Origin of the sequence: Veillonella rogosae JCM 15642, from assembly GCF_002959775.1 — a bacterium.
Classification (GTDB): Bacteria; Bacillota; Negativicutes; order Veillonellales; family Veillonellaceae; genus Veillonella; species Veillonella rogosae.
In genome coordinates this window covers 62,346-85,077 of sequence record NZ_PPCX01000014.1, presented here as the reverse complement: position 1 = coordinate 85,077, position 22,732 = coordinate 62,346, and the positions used below count along the sequence as shown (strand labels likewise).

The following is a 22,732-nucleotide window of genomic DNA, read 5'->3' as shown; positions in this document are numbered from 1 at the left end:
TCATTATGGCGTCTGATTAGGCAACAAACTTTATTTACTTTTTTGGAATGTTTTGATATTACAATACCTACAACAAATAATCGTATTGAAGGTGGAGTAAATGCTCAACTAAGAAGTATGCTACGGGCTCATAGGGGTCTTTCACTTGAAAGAAGACTAAAAGCGGTCTATTGGTGGTGCTATATGCACTCACCAAGACCGCTTTCTATTTCAGATATATTAAATTGTATGCCTACAGATGAATCGATTGCTGCTATCTACAAACGGTTATCTGATTATTGCCAAATAGATCGTTCAATCCCTCAATGGGGTGATGCTCCTGTTTGGAATGAGCTACATATGTCTACAGATTTTCCAACTTATTGGGATTAGTCACACACACTTTTTGTCCTATAACCCAAAATGTACGCATATTTGATGTATCATTTATGCGTACGTTTTTTATATTAATGTATATTTTTATATATTAGTGAATATCTTTATGTTCTTTAATGTCTTGGTCAGCTTGTTTAGCCAAGTTTTCGAGCGCTTGTTTAGGAGCTGTTCGTTCACCTGTTTCAGGATCTACGAATTCAACACGGTTCAATGTATCTGTAATTTGGCCTCGAATAAAACTTAAGTAAACTTCATAAAGTTCTTTTTTTTCTGCTAATTCCTCTGGTGTGAGTTGTTGCCCAGATTTTTTCTTTGCTGCTAGTTCATTTATACGTTTTAATGTATCGTTAATATTGCTCATATTGACCTCCTGTATTCTATATTAGAATAACAACATTTATTATAACATAGAACTAAATGAATACGTATGGTAAGATATAAGTTGTACGCGTCTGTACTTTCACAAGTGAGAAAGGAGAGCTATATGCGTGTAACAAAAGCAATAAAGGCAGAGCAATTGAAATTATTGCAAGAGCATTATTTTGATGCAAAACCTGCCCTTGAGTATACAAATGAATTTGAATTATTAGTGGCAGTTGTATTATCTGCACAATGTACGGATGAGAGAGTTAATATTGTTACTAAACGGTTATTTCCTGAACTAAATCATCCGGCTAAGATGTTAGCAATTGGGGGTACCAAATTAGAAACTCTGATTAAGGACTGTGGCCTTTATAAATCGAAGGCTAAAAACTTGATTGCCACATGCCAGATTCTAGTAGAACAATACCATGGGGAAGTGCCACGTGAGTTTGACCAACTCGTTGAATTACCTGGTGTAGGTCGTAAGACTGCAAATGTGGTAGTATCTGTATTGTTTGGTACGCCAGCGATTGCTGTAGATACTCATGTATTCCGTGTGTCTAACCGATTAAAACTGGGTATTGCTAAAACACCAGAAGAGATGGAATTAAAGTTGCAAAAGGCAATTCCTAAAGAGGATTGGGCGGCTGCACATCACTGGTTGATTTATCATGGTCGTAAACTATGTAAGGCTCGTAAGCCATTATGTGAAGAATGTTTTTTAAATCACTTATGTCCTTCTGCAGGAAAGGTTTAATATGAAAGCAAATAACGAAGAATTTATTACCCTTTGTGCCTCTAATGGTATTGAAGGTATCGATATTGTAAATGAATTAATGCGTTTCAATGTATTAGATCAATTGATTTCTAGCAATGCTAGTTCCCGTGAGTGGGGCGTAACTCCAGAGGATTTATATGCCTTAGCTGAGAAATCTACAGTGGAGTCCTTTGGTCCTGTGCCATATGATTTGAATACATTCCAAAATCTATATGGTCCTTCTTTTAAGGTTGAACTCTTTGATTTCATCAGCGATACCGGTATTTTGGATGGTCTAGATGTAGGCACTATTTGGGAAACTCCTGTTCGTGAAAGTATTGAAGCTCATAGCAAAACAGGGGAGCTGGTTCTTTACGCCTATGTAGAAGAATATGCTGGTATGGTAGGAGAAATTCTTCAATCTTATGAAGATAAAAAGGTTGTTCTCTACACAGCGTCTCCAGTATGCTATAGCATCTTATCTCGTCTATATCCAATGGCTCAAATCATTAATCATTGGCCACATCGCAGTTACTTTGATCATATCTTTACAGGTACTGTGGGTATGTTCCAATCTTCTGAAGATATTGTAGAAGAAGTGGCTAACGGTTTACATAACTTGGTGCCAGAAGGGACTGCACAATTGTTCTTACCTGCTACGATGGCACAAAATCAATTGGGCTTAAACAATATGGCCTTACAATTCTTTTTGAACCAAAAACGTGTGGAAGTAATTCGCGAGTGGACTCCTTTAGGGGCCTATGAAATCGTATACGGTAAATACGATGTTAAAAAGATGCGCGTTGGCCTTCGTGAACGTGTAGGTGACGAGTGGAAGGCGATTAATTATATTCCGTTGCCTCATGGTGTATTTGCTCAATTACCAGTATTTACAGTGTTGAATTATGGCTTATCTTTGCGCTCTATTTCATTGCCAGGTGGTCAAACAGATGTGGCGTTAGGTCAAGATGGTATTTACTGTATCGATAGTCGAGTATCTGAATTAGGTCGCAATGCTCTAGTTGAAAGTGGAGCATACTTCCTTACTTTCAAACGTCATACAGATCATGTAGACGTAGATATTACGACAGATGCACCTACAGATGATGTATACTGGATGTTCCCTGACGCAGAACTTGCTTATATGTGGTATGCGTACTTCTGCAGTACCATTGGTCAAACATTGATTCAAGAAATTTCTATGCTTGTGCAAACAGCTGAATCCTTCGGCTATATGCTTAGCAGCGTACGTCGTCGCGTTTTAGATGTAAAAGATGAAGCTCAATTAATTGAATCTGTTCAGGCAGCAGATGAAGCGTATATTAACGCTGTCACAGCAGCAACAGAGAACTGGAAAGAATCAGTAGATACATTAGGGGCTCAAGTTATGCCTCCTACAACATCTATTGATATTGAAGATTACAGCGACTATAAAAACTAATTGTAAAACTTAAGCTTTTAGTTTAAAATATATCGTATCCTAAAAAATATGAACTACTAAATATAGTAGGTAAGAAACATACTACACGCATGTGTAAGAAAGGAGGCACCATGGCAGTTATCAATTTTGAAATCTTCAAAGTTATCGGCACTTTGTCTGAAGATAAAGATGGTTGGAAAAAACAATTAACATGTACTAGCTGGGGCAAATACAATCCTAAGTTTGATCTTCGCGCTTGGGATAGTGAATATACAAGCATGAAAAAGGGTATTACTCTTTCTTTAGAGGAGCTTATTGCGTTACGCGATATCCTTAATGAAAGCGATTTAGAGACTATCCTAGCTGAGTCTATTGAAGAAAAACAAGCATCCAAGGAATAGTATTGGCAACTTGCATTTGTACAAGTGTCATGCTATAATCTATAAGAATAATATTGATTGTCGGAAAGAGGTGTATAGAATGAAACAAGGTATTCATCCAGACTATAAAGAAGCTACAGTAACTTGCGGTTGTGGCAACACATTCAAAACTGGCTCTGTAAAAGAAGACCTTCGTGTAGACGTTTGCTCCAAATGCCATCCGTTCTTCACTGGTCAACAACGCGCAGCTCAAGCTCGTGGTCGTATTGAACAATTTAACAAACGTTACGGCAAATAATTTGTCATGTAATGTAGCATCTATTGGCAGGGCTATGGGCTCTGCCTCTATTTGTTTATGAGAGGAGCTCTTGTGAACACAGAACGTATTAAAAAGTTTGTCGGTGGACAAGCTGTGATCGAAGGTGTCATGATGAGAGGCCCTGGCTATACGGCAACAGCTGTACGAGAGCCAGCAGGCACAATTGTAGTTCAAAAAGAGGCTACAAAATCTATTGCTGACACATATCCAATTTTGAAAAAACCATTTCTTCGTGGCTGTGTAGCTCTCTATGAATCTCTAGTGATTGGCATGAAGGCATTGTCTTTTTCTGCCAAGGCAGCTGGTGATGAAGAGGAGGAAATGTCTAATAGTGAAATTGCCATTACCATGGTTATTTCCACAGTCTTTGCGATAGCTGTATTTTTGGCTTTGCCAACATTTATCGTAAAATTTATTCCTGGTGTACAGGATAATCATGTAGTATTAAATCTCATTGAAGGTGTCATTCGTTTAGTGCTATTCTTGCTCTACATTTGGGGGATTGGTCTTACGAAGGATATTCAACGAGTTTTCCAATATCATGGGGCAGAGCATAAAACAATTCATACTTATGAATTAGATTTGCCTCTTACCGTAGAAAACGTTCGTAAACAAAGTCGGTTACATGCCCGATGTGGTACAAACTTCTTACTTATCGTTATGGTGGTGAGTATCTTTGTATTTGCTTTTTTAGGTTGGCCTAATTTGGTAGAACGTATTCTGAGCCGCGTACTGCTTATGCCCGTAGTAGCAGGTATTGCGTACGAGGTCATTCGTCTTGCTGGACGCAGTGAGCATTCCTTTGTGAAAGCCATCATTAAACCAGGTCTTGTATTACAATACATGACCACACGTGAACCAGAAGATGATCAAATTGAAGTAGCTATACGTGCTCTTGAAGAGGTTCGTCCTCCTGAGAGTGATGCATATGAAGAGGAATAAACATGTTAGTAGATAAATTACAAGTTATTGAAGATAAATTTATGGACCTTGAGCAGCGCATCAGTGACCCTGAAATTATTGCTCGCCAAGATGAATGGCGTAAATTGACACGTCAACATTCCCAATTATCTGAAACAGTTGAAACATTCCGTACTTATAAAAAAGTATTAGCTGGCCTTGATGAAGCTATGGAAGTTATCGAAGATAAATCTTTGGATGAAGAATTCCGCGAAATGGCTCAAGAGGAATTAAAAGAGTTAAAACCTCAAAAAGAGGAATTAGAAGAGAAGTTACAAATCCTCTTATTGCCGAAGGATCCTAATGACGATAAGAATATTATCATTGAAATTCGCGGTGGTGCTGGCGGTGACGAAGCAGCATTATTTGCAGGCGACTTGTTCCGTATGTACACAAAATATGCGGAAAGCCAAGGGTGGCGTTGTGAAATTATCGATGCGAATGAACCTGAACTAGGTGGCTTTAAAGAGGTTGTTTTCTCTGTAGAAGGTGAGAATGTATACTCTAAGATGAAATTCGAATCTGGTGTACATCGCGTACAACGTGTACCTGCTACAGAAACACAAGGTCGTGTACATACGTCTACAGTTACAGTAGCTGTATTACCAGAGATGGAAGATGTCGATATTGAAGTTAATGAAAAAGATTTAAAAATCGACACTTACCGTGCGAGTGGTGCAGGTGGCCAGCATATTAATAAAACTGAGTCTGCCGTTCGTATTACTCACTTACCAACTGGTATTGTTGTAGCATGCCAAGATCAACGTTCTCAGCTTAAAAATAAAGATAAAGCAATGCGCGTATTACGTGCTAAATTACAAGACCAAGCTGAACAAGAAGCGCAAGCTAGTATGGCAGCAGATCGTAAGAGCCAAGTTGGCACTGGTGACCGTAGTGAACGTATTCGTACGTACAACTACCCACAAGGTCGCGTAACAGATCACCGTATTAACTTAACACTTTATAAACTAGATGCTGTATTAAATGGCGATCTTGATGAAATAATTCAAGCCTTAAATGCTGCTGACCAAGCGGCAAAAATGCAGGAGGCTAATACAAATGCATAAGGAGATTTGGACAATCGGTCGTATTCTCCAGTGGACAGAGCAGTACTTTCAAAGCAAGGAGATGGATACACCTCGACTTGATGGGGAAGTACTGCTTTCTCACGTTTTAGGTAAAGATCGTATTTATCTATATACTCACTATGACCAACCTCTAATTCAAGAGGAGCTAGATGCCTTTAGACCGCTTGTACAACAAAGGGCTAAGGGATATAGTGTAGCATCTATTACGGGGCAAAAGGACTTTATGGGCCTTACCTTTAAGGTGAACGATAAAGTTTTAATTCCACGACCTGATACGGAAACATTGATTGAACATGTACTAGATACGTATCCTGAAGATTGCAATATGCGTATTCTTGATGTATGTACTGGTCCAGGGACGATATTGCTAAGTTTATTACATTATTTGCCAAATGCAGTAGGTGTAGGTTTAGATATCTCTACAGATGCTTTGCCACTAGCTAGAGAGAATGCAGACTCCTTTAACTTAACTAAACGAGTTGAATTTAAAGAATCTGATATGTTCGCAGCTTTGCGTGGAACGGATGAGAAATTTGACCTCATCGTTTCTAATCCGCCATATATTCGTACTGGTGATGCAAAGATGTTATCTCAAGATGTGTTAAATGAGCCTCATATTGCGTTATTTGGTGGAGAGGATGGACTTGTATTCTATCGTATTCTAGCCAGAGAATGTGGTGCTTATTTAGAAACTAATGGTCGCGTAGCCTTTGAGGTTGGCTATGACCAAGCTGAAGCGGTAAGAAAACTATTAGAAGCAACCGGTCAATATTCAAATATTCAATTTATAGCTGATCTAGGTGGACATAATCGCGTAGTTACAGCTGTGTATGAGGGCTAATATGGATACTAAAATTATTACAAATCCATCTGAACAAGATATAGATATGTTAGCCCGTGCTTTACGCAAAGGTGAATTGGTATCTATACCGACAGAAACTGTATACGGTTTGGGTGCTAATGGTCTAGATCCAGAGGCGATGGATAAAATCTATGCTGCCAAAGGCCGTCCATCAGATAATCCATTGATTTTGCATATTCCCAATAGTGAAAGTATTAAACCATTAGTAACTGAAGTTTCTTCAACGGCTCAAGCCTTGATGGATAGCTTTTGGCCAGGACCTTTAACGATTACACTACCTAAGTCTGATTTAGTGCCAGACCGTGCAACAGGTGGATTACCTCGTGTAGCGCTTCGCTGTCCTGATCATGATGGATGTCGCGTGTTGTTACAGCGTGCAGGTATACCTATAGCAGCGCCAAGTGCTAATATTTCAGGCCGTCCCAGTCCAACTACAGCTCAAGATGTATATAACGATATGAATGGTCGTATTTCTTATATTTTAGATGCTGGTCCTTGCACAATCGGAGTAGAGTCTACTGTAGTAGAAGTGCATGATGATAAAGTTATTATTTTACGACCAGGTGGTATTACAAAGGCACAGCTAGAAACTGTTGTTTCCAATGTCGAATACGATACAGCCTTAGTAAATGCTGAAACTAAACCTAAGGCGCCTGGTATGAAGTATACACATTATGCTCCTGATGCACCTATGACTGTTGTCGTTGGTACTCCAGAATCTGTAGCTAATACTTTTAATAAACTTTCTAAAGGTATAGAAGGGCCTATTGGCTGTTTAGTAAGTCATGAGACCTATGAGCTTATTAAAGATGATTCGCGTTTCATGTGCCATTGTTTTGGACATCATGGAGATGCACTAGCATTAGGCCATGACTTTTATAAAAGCCTATTACATTTTAACGAAAATCATGTTACCCTAATCTTAGCAGAAGGTGTGAATGATGACGGTTTTGGCGTTGCCATTATGAACCGAATGGAAAAAGCATCCGGTCATCATATCATTTATAAGTAAATTTTCTAACATTATAAATGTCCACTGATAATAGAAATATGTCTTTACATATTGGATATTTTTGCTATAATGTATAAAGTAATCACAAAATGTGATTAAGTAAGGATGTTATTATGAATATTTTATTTGTATGTACCGGTAATACTTGCCGTAGTCCTATGGCAGAAGGAATTACACGGGCCCTTGCAGCGGAGCAACATAAGGATGTAACGACTGTATCAGCTGGTCTATTTGCCGCTTATGGAGCAAAGCCAACTGAACAAGCCGTTGTAGCTGTCCGTTCCATTGCTGATATTTCTGACCATGAATCGAGACCATTAACTATGGAGCTCGTCAATGCAGCAGATCTAATCATCGGTATGACGAAAGATCATAAATCCGTACTACTTCGCCAATTCCCGTTTGAGGAAGGTAAAATCAAAACGATTTCCGAGTGGGGTGGTCAAGATGGTGATGTTACTGACCCATATGGCGCTGATCAAATCATATATAATCAATGTGCGGAGCAAATTTATCATTTAGTTGAGGAAGGCCTTAAAACAGCCCCTCAGAAAGCATAGGAGATGATATTATGAAGGTTGCAATCGGTTGTGATCATGGCGGATTGAATTTAAAAGCATCCGTTCAAGAAGTATTAAGTGCATTGGGACATGAAGTAGAAGATTTTGGCTGTCATACAGCGGAATCTTGCGATTATCCAGATATTGCCGTACCTGTAGCAAATGCAGTCGTGTCTGGTAAAGCAGATCGAGGTATTCTAATTTGTGGTACTGGCATTGGTATTGGTATTGCAGCAAATAAGATAGCGGGCATTCGAGCTGCTCTTTGTCATGATACATTCTCTGCACACGCATGTCGTGAACATAATAATGCCAATATCCTTACAATGGGGGAGCGCGTTATTGGTCCTGGCCTTGCTAAAGATATCGTTACCATTTGGATGGCAACGGAATTTGAAGGTGGTCGTCACGAACGCCGTGTTGAGAAAATTAAAGCATTAGAGAAATAATACATCATTACCTATAGATATTCGTTTTGTACGAGGAGGATACTCATGAGTTTCTTAGAAAAACAAGACCCTAATATTCAAGCTGTTATCAATCAAGAATTGGCACGTCAACGCGATAAATTAGAAATGATCGCTTCTGAAAACTTTGTTTCTCAAGCAGTAATGGAAGCTCAAGGTAGCGTATTAACTAACAAATATGCAGAAGGGTATCCTGGCAAACGCTATTATGGCGGTTGTGAAAATGTTGACGTTATTGAAACATTGGCTATCGAACGTGCAAAACGCTTGTTTGGCGCTGAACATGCTAACGTACAACCTCATTCTGGCTCCCAAGCTAACTTTGGTGTGTACTTTGCATTATTGCAACCTGGCGACACTATCGTGGGTATGAACTTGTCCCACGGTGGTCATTTGACTCATGGTTCTCCAGTTAACGTATCTGGTACATATTTCAATGTAGTACCTTACGGTGTAGATGCAGAAACACAACAAATCGACTATGATGAGTTCCGTAAAATTGTATTAGAAGCAAAACCTAAATTGATCATCGCTGGTGGTAGTGCATATAGCCGTCAAATCGACTTCAAGAAAATGGCTGAAGTCGCTCACGAAGTAGATGCTATCTTTATGGTAGATATGGCTCACTTTGCAGGTCTTGTAGCAGCGGGCTTACATCCAAACCCTGTAGAATATGCTGATATCGTAACTACTACAACTCATAAAACATTGCGTGGTCCTCGTGGTGGTTTGATTCTTTGCAAAGAAAAATATGCTAAAGCAATCGATAAATCTATCTTCCCTGGTATCCAAGGTGGTCCTTTGATGCATGTTATCGCTGCTAAAGCTGTTGCCTTAGGCGAAGCATTACAACCAGAATTCAAAGTATATGCGCAACAAATTATCGACAATGCAAAAGCATTGGCTGCAGCATTGCAAGATAAAGGCTTAACAATCGTTTCTGGTGGTACAGATACTCACGTTATGCTCGTAGATGTTCGTAGCACTGGCTTAACAGGTAAAGAAGCAGAACACTTACTCGATGAAGTAGGTATTACATGTAACAAAAATACAATTCCATTCGATCCAGCTAGCCCATTTGTAACAAGCGGTATCCGTCTTGGTACGCCAGCGCTTACAACTCGTGGTTTGCAAGTGAAAGATATGGAAGAAATTGCTGATATTATTGCAGCAGTTCTTAAAAATCCTGAAGATAAAGCTGTTCATGAAGAAGCTAGCAAACGCGTAGCTGCACTTTGTGAAGCGTATCCATTATACTAATCTAATAGATTAATGACAGTCATTACATATTCATAGGCCCACAAGCCTATAAGTAATATAAAAGGGATGTGCCAGTGAACTGCACCCCAAAAATTGGACACAATTTTTGGAGGTGCAGTTTTTCTATGTCAAAATATTCTCAAAAAACTAAAGATCAAGCTCTTTATCTATTTAAAATCGGATTTGGTATACCTTCTGTAGCAAACCAATTAAATATATCAAGACACACAATAAAAAACTGGTTATTCAAATACAAAAATAATAGTTCTTTATCTAAAAAAATGAATAGACGTATATTTTCAGCAGAATTTAAACGTAAAGTTATTGAAACTAGGTTGCAGAATAAGTTATCCTTTAAAGAAACAGCAGAATTATTTAATATAGATAATCCAAGTCTAATTGCAGCATGGAATAAGAAATATTTAGATGAAGGGTTTTTAGGATTGCAACCTAAGCCTAAAGGCAGGCCTCCTATGAAGACTAAGAACGAAATAAACGTACAAATAGATTCAACAAGAAAATCAGATAAAGAACGGATTAAAGAACTAGAAGCTGAAATCGCTCGGTTGAAATATGAAATGTCTTTTTACGATGACTTCATGAAAGAAATGCGTGAAATTGCTAAACCCAATAGAGCTGTAAAAAAAAGCACAAACAATTGCCATCGAAAGATTAAGAAAAATATATCCCCTTCAGTTTATGCTTGAGTACTTTTGCATTAGTCGTAGTACATATTATGCACGCTTAGCTAGCATAAAAAAGGGGGACAAATATGCAGAGGAACGAGAAGCTATTCGCACACTTGTGGCGATGAATAAGGGGCGTTATGGATATCGCCGAATTACAATAGCATTGCATAAATTAGGCATTCATATAAATCATAAAGTTGTAATGCGTATTATGAAGGAAGAAAACTTAACATGTAAAGTTCGTCTAAAGAAATACCGCTCATACAGAGGTACTGAAGGAAAAATCGCTCCCAACATTATTAAGCGAAACTTTACTGCAACAAAGCCAGATCAAAAATGGGCCACAGATATTACAGAGTTTCATGTGTTTGGACGTAAGATTTATTTATCACCAATCTTAGACCTATATAACGGTGAAATTGTATCTTATGAAATATCCGAAAGACCTATATTAGCGCAGGTATTAACTATGCTGGATAAAGCCTTTCAGGAAAGGCCTAATAGCCAAGGATGTATACTGCACTCAGATCAAGGTTGGCAATACCAACATGCAGTGTATCAGGAGACATTAAAAAATCACGCTATCATCCAAAGTATGTCCCGCAAAGGAAATTGTTTGGATAATAGCGTGATGGAAAACTTCTTTGGCTTGTTGAAGTCAGAGTTGTTATATTTAGAAAAGTTTGCTTCCTATGAAGATTTTATCAGCAAATTAAAGGATTATATTATTTATTACAATACAAAACGCATTAAGCTCAAATTAAAAGGAATGAGTCCGGTAGAATACCGAACTCATTCTCAAAAAGTAGCTTAATTATATCTGTCCAAGAAAATGGGTGCAGATCACAGGGCACATCCCTTTTAATATTTTTATGGCACTATTCTCCATTCTATGATAGAGTTAATATGATAGTTAAATTGTTACAAAGAGATACGTATATTGTTTTATAGGAGGACAGTCATGAAAGTTAATGTTATGACACATCCGTTGATTCAACACAAAGTTACCTTGATGCGTGATGTACAAACAGGGTCAAAAGACTTCAGACAACTACTTGATGAAATTACTATGTTGATGGGGTATGAAATTACACGCAACTTACCACTTGAGGATGTAGAGGTAGAAACACCATTAATGAAAATGACTGGTAAACGTATTGCAGGTAAAAAATTAGGTATTATTCCAATTCTTCGTGCTGGCCTTGGTATGGTAAATGGTATGCTTAGCTTAATTCCAACTGCAAAGGTTGGTCATATCGGCTTATACCGTGATCCTGAAACTTTAAAACCAGTAGAATACTACTGCAAATTGCCAACTGATGTAAGCGAACGCGATTTCATCGTAACTGACCCAATGCTGGCAACTGGTGGTAGCGCAGCAGCAGCTATTACTTTGTTAAAAGAAAAAGGTGCTCAACACATCAAATTGATGTGCCTCGTAGCGGCTCCAGAAGGCGTTGAAGTTGTAAATAAGGAACATCCTGATGTACCTATTTACGTAGCAGCACTTGATGAAAAACTCAATGATCATGGTTACATCTTGCCTGGTTTAGGCGATGCTGGTGACCGTATCTTCGGTACAAAATAAATTAAAATAAACGACATACTTTTAGGCATAGAACTTGTATTAAATTGCCTCAAAAGTATGTCGTTTTCTGCTATTTAGGGTTGAATAAAATTCACATAGGGTATAAAATAAATGTGTAAAGGTATTTTTTTATTTTAGGTGGGACGAATTTTGTTCACATGGGACGAAAAACGATTCATATAATCCCAACGGGTAAAGGAGGGACCCGATGAACGAGTTTCTAATGATATGTGAACGTATTGTTCCTGAAATCGTTAGCGTATTAAAGGAGCGATACAAGATACTAAACCACCTTGTTTATGAAGAGCCTATAGGCCGCAGGACATTAGCTACAGCGACGGACCTTCCAGAGCGAACCGTACGAAGTCATATTGAGTTGATGCGTGCAAATGGCCTAGTAGACATTTATAAACCGGGGATTTTTCTCACTGACGAAGGACAATCAATTGTTCCGAAGTTACGAAATTTTTTAAACGAACTAGATCGTATTAACGAACTAGAAAGCCGATTGACGGAAGCACTTTCCATCGATAGGGTTATCATTACACCTACAGAAGGAACGTTAATGGTTAAAAAGCTGGGCTTCGCTGCGGCAAAACTGTTACAGGAGTTATTAGAGCCTGATTCAGTAGTGGCTATTAGTGGTGGTAGCACCATGGCAGCGGTAGCGGAAGAAATGCCGATTTTACCATTTAATCCTACTGTAGTACCAGCTCGTGGTGGTGTTGGGGCGGTAGTGGAATACCAAGCTAATGTCATCGCTTCTGTACTGGCTGAACGACTTCGTGGGACTTACAAGATGCTTCATTTACCAGATGGGCTTTCACAAGACTCATTGCATATGCTCATGACTTGTGAACCGCAAATCAAGGAAATTAGCGACCTCATTAGTCGGACTGACGTATTGTTGTTTGGCATTGGTACAGCCATGCGCATGGCCGATCAGCGTCACATTGCTGATGAGGTACGCAAGCAATTGGTAGATAATCATGCTGTAGGCGAGGCGCTGGGACAATATTGTGATATGGCTGGCAAGTTGATTTATTCCACTAATAATATTGGTTTATCCTTGCCTGATGTAGCAAAGGTGCCAAATGTTATTGCTGTAGCAGGTGGACAAGAGAAGGCGAGCGCAATTATAGGTGTCATGCGAGCTTGCCAGAAAGGTATACTCATCATTGATGAGCAAGCCGCCGAAGGCATGCGTCAATTGTTACAAATTTCTGCCTTATAGGCGAATGAGTAGTTATAAATTTTAGTTTGAATTTGGTTAGAATTTTTGTTATTAGGAGGATCTAACAATGGCAGTAAAAGTTGGTATTAACGGTTTTGGTCGTATCGGTAAATGTGTAGTTCGCGCAGCGATTAATAATCCTGACGTAGAAGTTGTGGCGATTAATGCAACTGGTGATAATGAAGGTACTGCATTATTATTAAAATACGACTCTGTACATGGTACAATTCCTAACGAAGTAACATTCGATGAAGACAACCTTTATGTTGATGGTAAAAAAATCCGCGTATTCCACGACCGCGATGCTTCCAAATTGCCTTGGTCTGAAGAAGGCGTAGAAATCGTAATTGAATGTACAGGTAAATACCGCGATGCAGAAGAAGCAAAAGTTCATTTAGAACAACCTACAGTTAAAAAAGTATTGATTTCTGCACCTGGTAAAAACGAAGACTTGACTATGGTTATGGGTGTTAACCAAGATATGTATGATCCTGCAAAACACCACATCATTTCCAACGCATCTTGCACAACTAACTGCTTGGCGCCATTCGCTAAAGTATTGTGCGATGAATTCGGTATTAAACGCGGTATGATGACTACAATTCATTCTTATACAAATGACCAAAAAATTCTTGATGCGCGTCATAAAGACCCTCGCCGTGCTCGTGCAGCAGCTATGTCCATCATCCCTACAACTACTGGCGCAGCTAAAGCTGTAGCTTTGGTATTGCCTCAATTAAAAGGTAAACTTGATGGTTTTGCATTGCGTGTTCCTACTCCAGACGTATCTGCTACAGACCTTGTTTGCGAACTTGAAAAACCAGCTACTAAAGAAGAAATCAACGAAGCATTCCGCAAAGCAGCAGCTGGTGAATTAAAAGGTATCCTTGGTGTATCCGATGTGCCATTGGTATCTTGTGACTTTGGTTCTGACCCTCGTAGCTCCATTGTTGATGCTGATTTAACAATGGTTATGGACGGCAACATGGTTAAAATCGTTTCTTGGTATGATAACGAATGGGGTTACTCCGAACGTCTTATCGACATGGCAGCATTCGTAGCAAGCAAAGGCTTATAATCGGGAGGCTTTGATGAAACAAACAATCGAAGGTTTACAAGTAGCTAATAAAACAGTATTTGTTCGTGTTGATTTTAATGTACCTATGAAAGACGGTGTCATCACTGATGACACTCGTATTCGTAGTGCATTACCTACTATTAACTATTTAGTAGAACAAGGTGCAAAGGTTATCCTTGCTTCTCACTTTGGTCGTCCAAAAGGAGAACGTAAGCCTGAAATGTCTTTGGCACCATGTGCGAAACATTTATCTGAGCTTATCAACAAACCTGTAGCATTCGTAGATGACTGCATTGGTCCTAAAGTTGAAGAAGCTGTGAAAGCATTGCAATCTGGCGATGTATTAATGCTTGAAAACTTGCGTTACCACAATGAAGAAACTAAAAATGATCCTGAGTTTGCTAAACAATTGGCATCTCTTGCGGATGTAGCCATCAACGATGCGTTCGGTGTATCTCACCGTAATGCAGCATCTGTAGTTGGTATTGCTGATTATAGCCCTATGGCTGCAGGCTTCTTGCTCAAAAAAGAAATCGACGCATTAAGTGCAGCTGTTGTGCATCCTAAAACACCTATGGCGGCAATCATTGGTGGTGCAAAAGTAACAGATAAAATTTCTGTTATTTCTAACCTTTTGCCTAAGGTTGATGTTATGATCATCGGCGGTGGCATGGCTAACGCTTTCATTAAAGCACAAGGTTGCAATATTGGTAGCTCCTTATTTGAAGAAGGTCAAGAAGCTATCGCCACAGACCTTGTTATGGAAGCTCGCGTAGCAGGTGCTAAATTGTTAACACCTATCGATGCTGTAGTAGCAGATGCTTTCAGCAACGATGCAAATACTAAAATTGTTGACGTCGATCAAATCGAAGACGGCTGGATGGTATTAGATATTGGCCCGAAAACTCGTGAACTCTATGTAGAAGCATTGGCTCCAATGAAGACTATTATTTGGAATGGTCCTATGGGCGTATTTGAAATGGAAAACTTTGCAGCTGGTACAAATGCAGTAGCGAAAGCTGTAGCTGAATCTGATGCGATGACTATCGTTGGCGGTGGCGACTCTGTAGCAGCCATTGAAAAAAGTGGATTGGCAGATAAAATTAGCCATATCTCCACAGGTGGTGGTGCATCTTTAGAATTCCTAGAAGGCAAAATTCTACCAGGTATTGCTGCATTGTCTGAGGCATAATATGAGAAAACCTATTATTGCAGGAAATTGGAAAATGAATGGCACCATTGCGTCTGGATCAATTCTGATCGAAGCGTTTAACAGCGTGTTACAAGATATGGAATTATCCTGTGATGTAGTTGTTTGCCCGCCTTTCACAGCTATTGAGCGTGCTGTAGCGCTGACGCGTAACACAGCGATTGAGGTAGGCGCACAAACTATGGATTATCATGATGCTGGTGCGTTCACTGGTGAAATTTCACCACTTATGCTTACTGAGGTAGGCGTTAATTATGTCATTATCGGTCATTCTGAGCGCCGCGAATATTATGGCGAAACAGATGAGACGGTAAATGCCAAAATTAAGAGTGCATTCCATCATAATTTAAACCCTATTGTCTGTGTTGGTGAAAGTTTAGAACAACGTGAAGCTGGCCATACTATTGATTGGATTACGTCTCAACTAAAAGGGGCCTTGGCTGATATTCCTAAAGAACAAGTGAGTCAACTCATTATTGCGTACGAACCAATTTGGGCTATTGGGACTGGCAAGACCGCAACAGCTGAACAAGCTGAAGAGGTGTGTAAAGCAATTCGCGATTACATTCGTTCTTTATATGATGATGACGCTGCTGATGCCGTGCGTATCCAGTATGGCGGTAGCGTTAAATCTGAAAATGCACTCGAAATTCTAGGAGAACCAAATATTGACGGTGCTCTTGTAGGCGGTGCATCCCTAGTAGTTGATGAATTTATTGATATTATTAAAGCGGCGAATCAAGTAAGCGCTTAATATGAGGTTAGAAATGGCTAAATTAGAGGCTCCCGTAATGCTAGTCATCTTAGATGGCTTTGGTATGGGGGATCAATCAGATACAACCAATGCTGTAGTACAGGCGAAGCCGCTCTGTTTTAATCAATTATGGGATACGTATCCACATACAAAATTGGAAGCATCAGGGCTTGCGGTAGGCCTTCCAGAAGGTCAAATGGGAAACTCTGAAGTCGGCCATTTAAACCTTGGTTCTGGTCGCATTGTGTACCAAGATTTGACTCGTATTACTAAAGACGTTGAATCTGGTGAGTTTTATAATCGCCCTGTTATGAAGGAACTATACGAAGTTGCTAAAAAACAAAGCTTACATCTTATCGGTCTAGTATCTGATGGCAATGTACATTGCTCTTTAGATCACATTAAGGCAGTTATCAAAGGGGCTCATGATCATGGTATTGAGCACGTTTATGTACATGCTTTGCTCGATGGTCGTGATGTAGCTCCTCAATGTGCGCAAGGCTATTTAAAAGACTTAGAAGCGTATATGGCAGAGCTACACTGTGGTAAGATTGCTACTGTGAGTGGTCGGTACTATGCAATGGACCGCGATAATCGATGGGACCGTGTTGAGTTAGCATATAATGCTATTGTACATGGTCAAGGTGAAATGGCAGATTCTGCTTGTAAAGCAGTGCAACAGTCCTACGACAAAGATGCAGCAGATGAGTTTGTTCTTCCTACAGTCATTGATGCTGAAGGGACTATTAAAGATGGAGATGCAGTTATCTTCTGTAATTTCCGTCCAGACCGTGGGCGTGAGCTTACAAAAGCCTTAGTGTTGCCTGACTTTGATGGTTTTAAACGAGAACAACTATCCTTGTATATGGCGACTATGACCAAGTACGAAGATGGTTTGCCAGTTCATATCGTATACGAAAAAGATACCTTGGCTGAAACATTAGGCGAAGTACTAAGCACTGGTGGTTATCGTCAACTGCGCATTGCTGAAACAGAGAAATATGCTCATGTAACGTATTTCTTCAACGGCGGTAAAGAGGAACCATTTGAAGGTGAAGACCGCGTTCTCGTGAAATCCCCTCAAGTGGCTACCTATGATTTACAGCCTGAGATGAGCGCTTATGAAGTGACTGATAAAGTTGTACAAGCTATTCAAGATGAAACGTATGACATGATCATCTTGAACTTTGCAAACCCAGATATGGTCGGTCATACAGGTAGTTTTGAAGCAGCTGTTAAAGCAGTTCAAGCCGTAGATACTTGCTTAGGTCGTATTGTAAAGGCTATACGCAGTAAGAATGGTCACTTGTTAATTACGGCAGACCATGGTAATGCTGAGCTCATGGTAAATCATGAAACTGGCAAAGTTCATACGGCGCATACTACAAACTTAGTTCCTTTAATTTTAATGAGTGACACACTAAAAACAGCTACTTTAGAAGCTGGTAAACTATGTGATATTGCTCCAACTTTATTAGACTTGGCTGGCATAGAACAACCAAAATCTATGACAGGCCATAGTTTAGTACATAAAGCATAATTTTGAGATCTAACTTTCACTACAGTTAGACCTAATCGATACATAACGGTGGAATATTTTTAATAACTCCACATTAGATTTATGAGGTGATAAAATGGCAGTAATTGAACAAGTCATTGCAAGAGAAATTTTAGATTCCCGCGGTAACCCAACTGTTGAAGTTGAAGTATGTTTAGAAGATGGCACTATTGCTACAGCAGCTGTTCCATCTGGTGCTTCTACTGGTATGTTTGAAGCCGTAGAATTGCGCGATGGCGATAAATCCCGTTACCTTGGTAAAGGTGTTTTAAAAGCTATCGACAATGTAAATGCTAAAATCGGCCCTGCACTTATCGGTTATGATGCTACAGAACAAGTGGCAATCGATAACTTGATGTTGAAATTAGATGGCACAGATAATAAATCTAACCTTGGTGCTAATGCAATCCTTGGTGTATCTATGGCAGTAGCTCGTGCAGCAGCTGAATCCTTAGATTTGCCATTATTTGCATACCTTGGTGGCTTTAACGCAAAAGAATTGCCAGTTCCTATGATGAATATCTTGAACGGTGGAGCACATGCGGATAACAACGTAGATATTCAAGAGTTCATGATCATGCCTGTAGGCGCTGAATCCTTTGCAGAAGCTCTTCGCAGCTGTGCAGAGGTATACCATACATTGAAATCCGTACTTCATGGCAAAGGTCTTAGCACTGCAGTAGGTGACGAAGGTGGTTTTGCTCCTAACTTGGCATCTAACGAAGAAGCATTGGAAGTAATCTGCGAAGCTATTAAAGCAGCTGGTTATGAACCTGGTAAAGACTTCAAATTGGCTCTTGATTCTGCATCTTCTGAATTCTATGAAGACGGCAAATACAATTTAGCTGGTGAAGGTAAAGTTAAAACAGCAGCTGAAATGGTAGATTTCTACGAATATCTAGTAGGTAAATATCCAATCGTATCCATCGAAGATGGTCTTGCTGAAGAAGATTGGGAAGGCTGGAAAGTATTAACAGATCGTCTTGGCGACCGCGTTCAACTCGTTGGTGACGATTTATTCGTAACTAACACAAAACGCTTAGCTCGTGGTATTGAGCTTGGTGTAGGTAACTCTATTCTTGTAAAAGTTAACCAAATTGGTACCCTCACTGAAGCTTTCGATGCTATGGAACTTGCTAAACGCGCAGGTTACACTTGTGTAGTATCTCATCGCTCTGGCGAAACAGAAGATACATTCATCGCTGATATTGCAGTAGCTGTAAATGCTGGACAAATTAAGACTGGTGCACCAGCTCGTTCTGAACGTGTTGCTAAATACAATCAATTGCTTCGTATTGAAGAAATGTTATACGAAACAGCACAATATAAAGGTAATGACGTTTTTTATAACTTAAAATAAGATATGTTATATCTAATAGTCCAATAAGGGCGCCCTTCGGGGCGCCTTTTTTGTATACTCAAAAATAGAAAAGTTTTCGCTTCGTGGATTTTTAAAAATAAAAAAGGAATTTTGGGGATGATGTCGAAACCTATAACGCCATACGCTAGTGTGAGGTAAAAACATACCGCAAGGTATTGGAGGTGACCATGTATGTAGATGTGACATTAGACGATATTATTTTGTATGCCTTAGAACATCATGTAAGCGATATTCACTTTGATCCTGTTAAAAGTGGTGTGCATGTTCGACTACGACAAGATGGACTGTTACAAAATTACATGACAGTATCTAATGAAGATGCGGAGCTTATTATTAATCGCATCAAGGTTTGTAGTTCATTAGATATTAGCGAGAAAAGATTGCCTCAAGACGGCCGTTGGGCTTGGAGTCATAAAGATAAAGCCATAACAATGCGCGTATCTACTTTGCCCAGCTTATACGGCGAGACTTTAGTCTGTCGCCTTATGGGCAATGAGGGCAGTCATAAAGACCTTAAAGCTTTAGGCATGCGTACAGATATTTTTGAACACATCGGGCAATTACTAAAACGTCCTTATGGCTTATTGCTCATCTGCGGGCCTACGGGCAGTGGAAAGACGGCTACTCTATATGCCATGCTCCGCATGTTAAATTTAAAGGAAACAAAGCTCATATGTCTAGAGGACCCCGTAGAGGCTGAAATTAAAGGGGCCATCCAAATTGCTATCAATGAGAAGATTGGCTTTACCTTTGCAAAAGGCCTTAGATCTGTACTACGGCAAGATCCCGATACAATTATGATTGGTGAGATTAGGGATAAGGAGACTGCAGAGCTCGCCGTTAAAGCTGCTTTAACGGGACATCGCGTATTGTCTACCATTCATACAAATACTGCTATGGGCGTAGTAACGCGGCTCATGGATATGGGGGTAGAACCATATTTAATTCGAGCTACCTTAATGGGGGCTATTGCACAACGACTAGTTAGAAAATTCGATGGTACAGCGTACCATGGGCGGACAGCACTCTTTGAATTTTTAGAGATTCCAGCTAATTCGGCCTGTTGGGACCAATTAGAAACACATGTATTACTATCATTAGAGGATTCTGCCCGTGAGGCCGTATCTCAGCATGTTACATCTATTGAGGAGGTGCATCGTTGTGGACTCATGCTGTAATAGTGAAAGTTTAGAAACTATTGTAGAACAAGCAATACATTTATCATCAACAGATATTCATCTACAATGTGGACAGCCTATATACTTGCGACATGGTGATGGATTGAAGGCTACTAGCTTTGTGTGTACGACAGACTTAATCGAAGATATTTTACGGCGATGTGGCATAGCCTCCTACGAATGGCAATCCATTGATGAAGCATGCTCTTGTTGTGGTGTGCGCATTCGCGTTCATCTATATCGGGCTAATCAAACCATATGTGGTACCTTGCGCTTACTCTGTCATCAACAACTTTCGTTAGATGATAACAGTGAAGGGCAACTGCTACAAAAATTATGTGAGGCCCATGATGGTTTATTGCTCGTCTGTGGTCCTACGGGCAGTGGTAAAAGCTTCACCTTAGCTTGTTGTATTGATTATATTAATCAGACAATGGAGCGTCATATCATAACCTTAGAAGACCCTATCGAGTTTGAATTTAAGCCTAAAAAATCATTGATTCATCAAAGGCAATTAGGTGCCGATATTAAGTCTATGTCTGACGGTATTCGAGATGCCTTGCGGGAGGACCCAGATGTCATTATGGTAGGAGAACTTCGCGATCGTGAAACCTTGGAGGCTGCACTTCATGCGGCAGAGACGGGGCATCTTGTGATGGCTACTATGCATACACAAAGGGCTGTAATGGCTGTTCATCGTATGATATCTCTTTTCCCAGGAGAGCAACAAGAAGAGGTACGCAGTCAAATATCTCAAGTGTTACGTGCCGTTATATGTCAGCGACTACTTAGGTGGAATAAGAAGTTCATTACGATTCGTGATATTTTACTAAATACCCATGCAGTAGCAAATTTAATTCGCACTCGTAAGGAACCTCAAATTATTTCCATTCAAGAAACACAATTACCTATGAAAACACTAGAAATGGCTGTGAGAGATGTGAAGGCACAATATGGCTCTCAACAACAACTACATACGCTATTAGATCAACAATTATCGTAGGTGAATACATGGAGGCTTATGAATATGTCGTAAAAAATGAGAATAATGAAACAGAAAAAGGGGTGATGTGGGGCGATTCAGAACAGGAGATTGCAACACGGCTAAAACGCGATGGATACAAGATTTATAGGATATCTTTACAAGTAGAAAAGAAGAAACATAAATGGAATCATGCTATGGTGGTCGATGTGACCTATCAACTAGGATTACTGATAGAGTCTGGTGTGCCTTTACGAAGGGCTTTACAGTTACTCTGTCAGGGAAAGCGAAGTTTGCTATATACGGCCTTGTATGAATCGATTGAGAGAGGCCAAACCTTATCGCAAGCATTACGTGGTGAAGGTTGTCCTGCTATAGCCTTAGCACTACTAGAAAGTGGAGAGGCAGCAGGCACCTTAGGTGAAAGCTTACAATACATTTCACGTCACTACGATTGGGAACGACAACTCCGACAAAAGGTTATGAGTGCTATTTCTTATCCTATATTTCTTCTTCTTATGATGAACGTATTCTTTCTCGTTACCATCCTGTTTATCATTCCATCCTTTGAAAAGGTTTTTACAACTATGCATATTACACTACCATTGATGACACGAGCCCTCTTTGCATTAGGACAAGGGTTAAAGGAACATCCTTTGATGGTAATAGGTATACATAGTGTTGTAATAGGTTCAATAGTATTTGCTTATAAGCAGCATAGTATGAGATGTAAAGTACATCGTTGGCTTTGGCAGTTGGCTCACCGATACCAATGGAGTACTTGTGTGTACTATACGAGCATGTTGAAGGTGTGGGCTCTGTTGCTAGACTCAGGGATTTCGATTATTCATACCATGAACATTACTCGTCCCTTATGGGGCAATCTATATGGCACTAAATGTAGTGAGCAGGTGGAGGCAAAACTATTAACTGGCCATTCTTTTGAAGAAAGTTTACGCAATGGTCATATAGGGAATGATTTTATATGGCAAATGGTTTCTATTGGGGAAGAAAGCGGTGAGTTAGTAAAGATGTTAAACCATTGTGGTCACTACTATGAGTCTATACTTTCAAAATATATTGCTCGATTAGAGAGATTATTAGAACCTGTACTATTAACTGTCATGGGCATTGGTGTAGCCGTATTAGTCGTTTCTGTTATGTATCCCTTATTTACGTCTATTGCCAAACTAGGAGGACAATAGACATCATTTTACCAGTATTAAATAGCATCGAATTATATTAAATAATGTAAAA

24 protein-coding genes and 1 pseudogene are annotated in these 22,732 nt (G+C 39.6%); 24 read left to right on the top strand and 1 reads right to left on the bottom strand.

The genetic code is table 11. The features are described 5' to 3' along the window. Nucleotides 1-372: pseudogene (locus tag VRHSUH09_RS09935) on the top strand (IS256 family transposase); the annotation flags it as partial. 94 nt (nt 373-466) lie between these two features. Here VRHSUH09_RS09935 and VRHSUH09_RS09930 read toward each other — a convergent pair. Further along, entirely contained in the window at nt 467-736 is a 270-nt protein-coding gene (locus VRHSUH09_RS09930) for a DUF896 domain-containing protein (protein ID WP_054748795.1), read from the bottom strand. 123 nt (nt 737-859) lie between these two features. On the opposite strand from VRHSUH09_RS09930, the gene nth reads away from it, so the two are divergent. The 23 genes from nth to VRHSUH09_RS09815 all read left to right on the top strand — a co-directional run bounded on the left by nth (nt 860) and on the right by VRHSUH09_RS09815 (nt 22,680). After that, nucleotides 860-1,495 carry an endonuclease III gene (gene nth, locus VRHSUH09_RS09925; protein ID WP_105082080.1) on the top strand — a complete coding sequence of 212 codons (636 nt, stop codon included), beginning with the start codon at nt 860-862 and terminating at the stop codon, nt 1,493-1,495. 1 nt (nt 1,496) lies between these two features. Continuing rightward, nucleotides 1,497-2,936: a hypothetical protein gene (locus VRHSUH09_RS09920; RefSeq protein ID WP_105082079.1), complete on the top strand. Its 1,440-nt coding sequence runs from the start codon at nt 1,497-1,499 to the stop codon at nt 2,934-2,936. Nucleotides 2,937-3,046: 110 nt separating this feature from the next. Further along, entirely contained in the window at nt 3,047-3,316 is a 270-nt protein-coding gene (locus tag VRHSUH09_RS09915) for a YdbC family protein (RefSeq protein WP_005386267.1), read from the top strand. A 79-nt stretch (nt 3,317-3,395) separates the two neighbouring features. Beyond that, nucleotides 3,396-3,593, top strand: coding sequence for a 50S ribosomal protein L31 (gene rpmE / locus VRHSUH09_RS09910; protein ID WP_004696185.1), 198 nt, complete (start codon nt 3,396-3,398; stop codon nt 3,591-3,593). Between the two features lie 57 nt (nt 3,594-3,650). After that, nucleotides 3,651-4,556 (top strand): DUF1385 domain-containing protein, encoded by a 906-nt coding sequence (locus VRHSUH09_RS09905; protein WP_105082078.1) that lies wholly within the window; start codon nt 3,651-3,653, stop codon nt 4,554-4,556. A 2-nt stretch (nt 4,557-4,558) separates the two neighbouring features. After that, the gene (prfA, locus tag VRHSUH09_RS09900; protein WP_009351626.1) at nt 4,559-5,641 is read left to right on the top strand and encodes a peptide chain release factor 1; all 1,083 of its coding nucleotides are present in this window, start codon (nt 4,559-4,561) and stop codon (nt 5,639-5,641) included. Continuing rightward, nucleotides 5,634-6,503, top strand: coding sequence for a peptide chain release factor N(5)-glutamine methyltransferase (prmC, locus tag VRHSUH09_RS09895; RefSeq protein WP_105082077.1), 870 nt, complete (start codon nt 5,634-5,636; stop codon nt 6,501-6,503). The genes prfA and prmC overlap by 8 nt, the downstream gene beginning before the upstream one ends. Nucleotide 6,504: 1 nt before the next feature. Continuing rightward, complete coding sequence (locus VRHSUH09_RS09890; RefSeq protein ID WP_054748802.1) at nt 6,505-7,536, top strand: L-threonylcarbamoyladenylate synthase; 1,032 nt, start codon at nt 6,505-6,507, stop codon at nt 7,534-7,536. A gap of 113 nt (nt 7,537-7,649) precedes the next feature. After that, nucleotides 7,650-8,096 carry a low molecular weight protein arginine phosphatase gene (locus tag VRHSUH09_RS09885; protein ID WP_009351624.1) on the top strand — a complete coding sequence of 149 codons (447 nt, stop codon included), beginning with the start codon at nt 7,650-7,652 and terminating at the stop codon, nt 8,094-8,096. Nucleotides 8,097-8,107: 11 nt separating this feature from the next. Then, the gene (gene rpiB / locus VRHSUH09_RS09880) at nt 8,108-8,545 is read left to right on the top strand and encodes a ribose 5-phosphate isomerase B (RefSeq protein WP_105082076.1); all 438 of its coding nucleotides are present in this window, start codon (nt 8,108-8,110) and stop codon (nt 8,543-8,545) included. Between the two features lie 45 nt (nt 8,546-8,590). Beyond that, a complete protein-coding gene (locus tag VRHSUH09_RS09875) occupies nt 8,591-9,823 on the top strand; it encodes a serine hydroxymethyltransferase (RefSeq protein ID WP_054748807.1) in 1,233 nt (410 codons plus the stop codon). A 125-nt stretch (nt 9,824-9,948) separates the two neighbouring features. Beyond that, a complete protein-coding gene (locus VRHSUH09_RS09870; protein ID WP_105082075.1) occupies nt 9,949-10,530 on the top strand; it encodes a helix-turn-helix domain-containing protein in 582 nt (193 codons plus the stop codon). Next, on the top strand, nt 10,523-11,326 hold the full coding sequence (locus VRHSUH09_RS09865) for an IS3 family transposase (RefSeq protein ID WP_105082074.1): 804 nt from the start codon (nt 10,523-10,525) through the stop codon (nt 11,324-11,326). Before VRHSUH09_RS09870 ends, VRHSUH09_RS09865 begins: the two co-directional genes overlap by 8 nt. 147 nt (nt 11,327-11,473) lie before the next feature. Beyond that, nucleotides 11,474-12,100 carry a uracil phosphoribosyltransferase gene (gene upp / locus VRHSUH09_RS09860; protein WP_009351648.1) on the top strand — a complete coding sequence of 209 codons (627 nt, stop codon included), beginning with the start codon at nt 11,474-11,476 and terminating at the stop codon, nt 12,098-12,100. A gap of 208 nt (nt 12,101-12,308) precedes the next feature. Next, nucleotides 12,309-13,334 carry a sugar-binding transcriptional regulator gene (locus VRHSUH09_RS09855; protein WP_105082073.1) on the top strand — a complete coding sequence of 342 codons (1,026 nt, stop codon included), beginning with the start codon at nt 12,309-12,311 and terminating at the stop codon, nt 13,332-13,334. Between the two features lie 67 nt (nt 13,335-13,401). Next, nucleotides 13,402-14,412, top strand: a complete 1,011-nt coding sequence (gene gap / locus VRHSUH09_RS09850; protein WP_009351659.1) for a type I glyceraldehyde-3-phosphate dehydrogenase — start codon at nt 13,402-13,404, stop codon at nt 14,410-14,412. 13 nt (nt 14,413-14,425) lie between these two features. Continuing rightward, nucleotides 14,426-15,604, top strand: coding sequence for a phosphoglycerate kinase (locus VRHSUH09_RS09845; protein WP_054748602.1), 1,179 nt, complete (start codon nt 14,426-14,428; stop codon nt 15,602-15,604). A gap of 1 nt (nt 15,605) precedes the next feature. Continuing rightward, nucleotides 15,606-16,376: a triose-phosphate isomerase gene (tpiA, locus tag VRHSUH09_RS09840; protein WP_054748601.1), complete on the top strand. Its 771-nt coding sequence runs from the start codon at nt 15,606-15,608 to the stop codon at nt 16,374-16,376. Nucleotides 16,377-16,389: 13 nt separating this feature from the next. Next, the gene (gpmI, locus tag VRHSUH09_RS09835) at nt 16,390-17,916 is read left to right on the top strand and encodes a 2,3-bisphosphoglycerate-independent phosphoglycerate mutase (protein ID WP_105082072.1); all 1,527 of its coding nucleotides are present in this window, start codon (nt 16,390-16,392) and stop codon (nt 17,914-17,916) included. 94 nt (nt 17,917-18,010) lie between these two features. Beyond that, complete coding sequence (gene eno, locus VRHSUH09_RS09830) at nt 18,011-19,294, top strand: phosphopyruvate hydratase (RefSeq protein WP_054748599.1); 1,284 nt, start codon at nt 18,011-18,013, stop codon at nt 19,292-19,294. Between the two features lie 188 nt (nt 19,295-19,482). Further along, a complete protein-coding gene (locus VRHSUH09_RS09825) occupies nt 19,483-20,493 on the top strand; it encodes a GspE/PulE family protein (RefSeq protein ID WP_105082071.1) in 1,011 nt (336 codons plus the stop codon). Then, complete coding sequence (locus VRHSUH09_RS09820) at nt 20,477-21,496, top strand: type IV pilus twitching motility protein PilT (protein ID WP_105082070.1); 1,020 nt, start codon at nt 20,477-20,479, stop codon at nt 21,494-21,496. Before VRHSUH09_RS09825 ends, VRHSUH09_RS09820 begins: the two co-directional genes overlap by 17 nt. 8 nt (nt 21,497-21,504) lie before the next feature. Further along, entirely contained in the window at nt 21,505-22,680 is a 1,176-nt protein-coding gene (locus tag VRHSUH09_RS09815; RefSeq protein ID WP_105082069.1) for a type II secretion system F family protein, read from the top strand. Nucleotides 22,681-22,732: the final 52 nt, after the last annotated feature.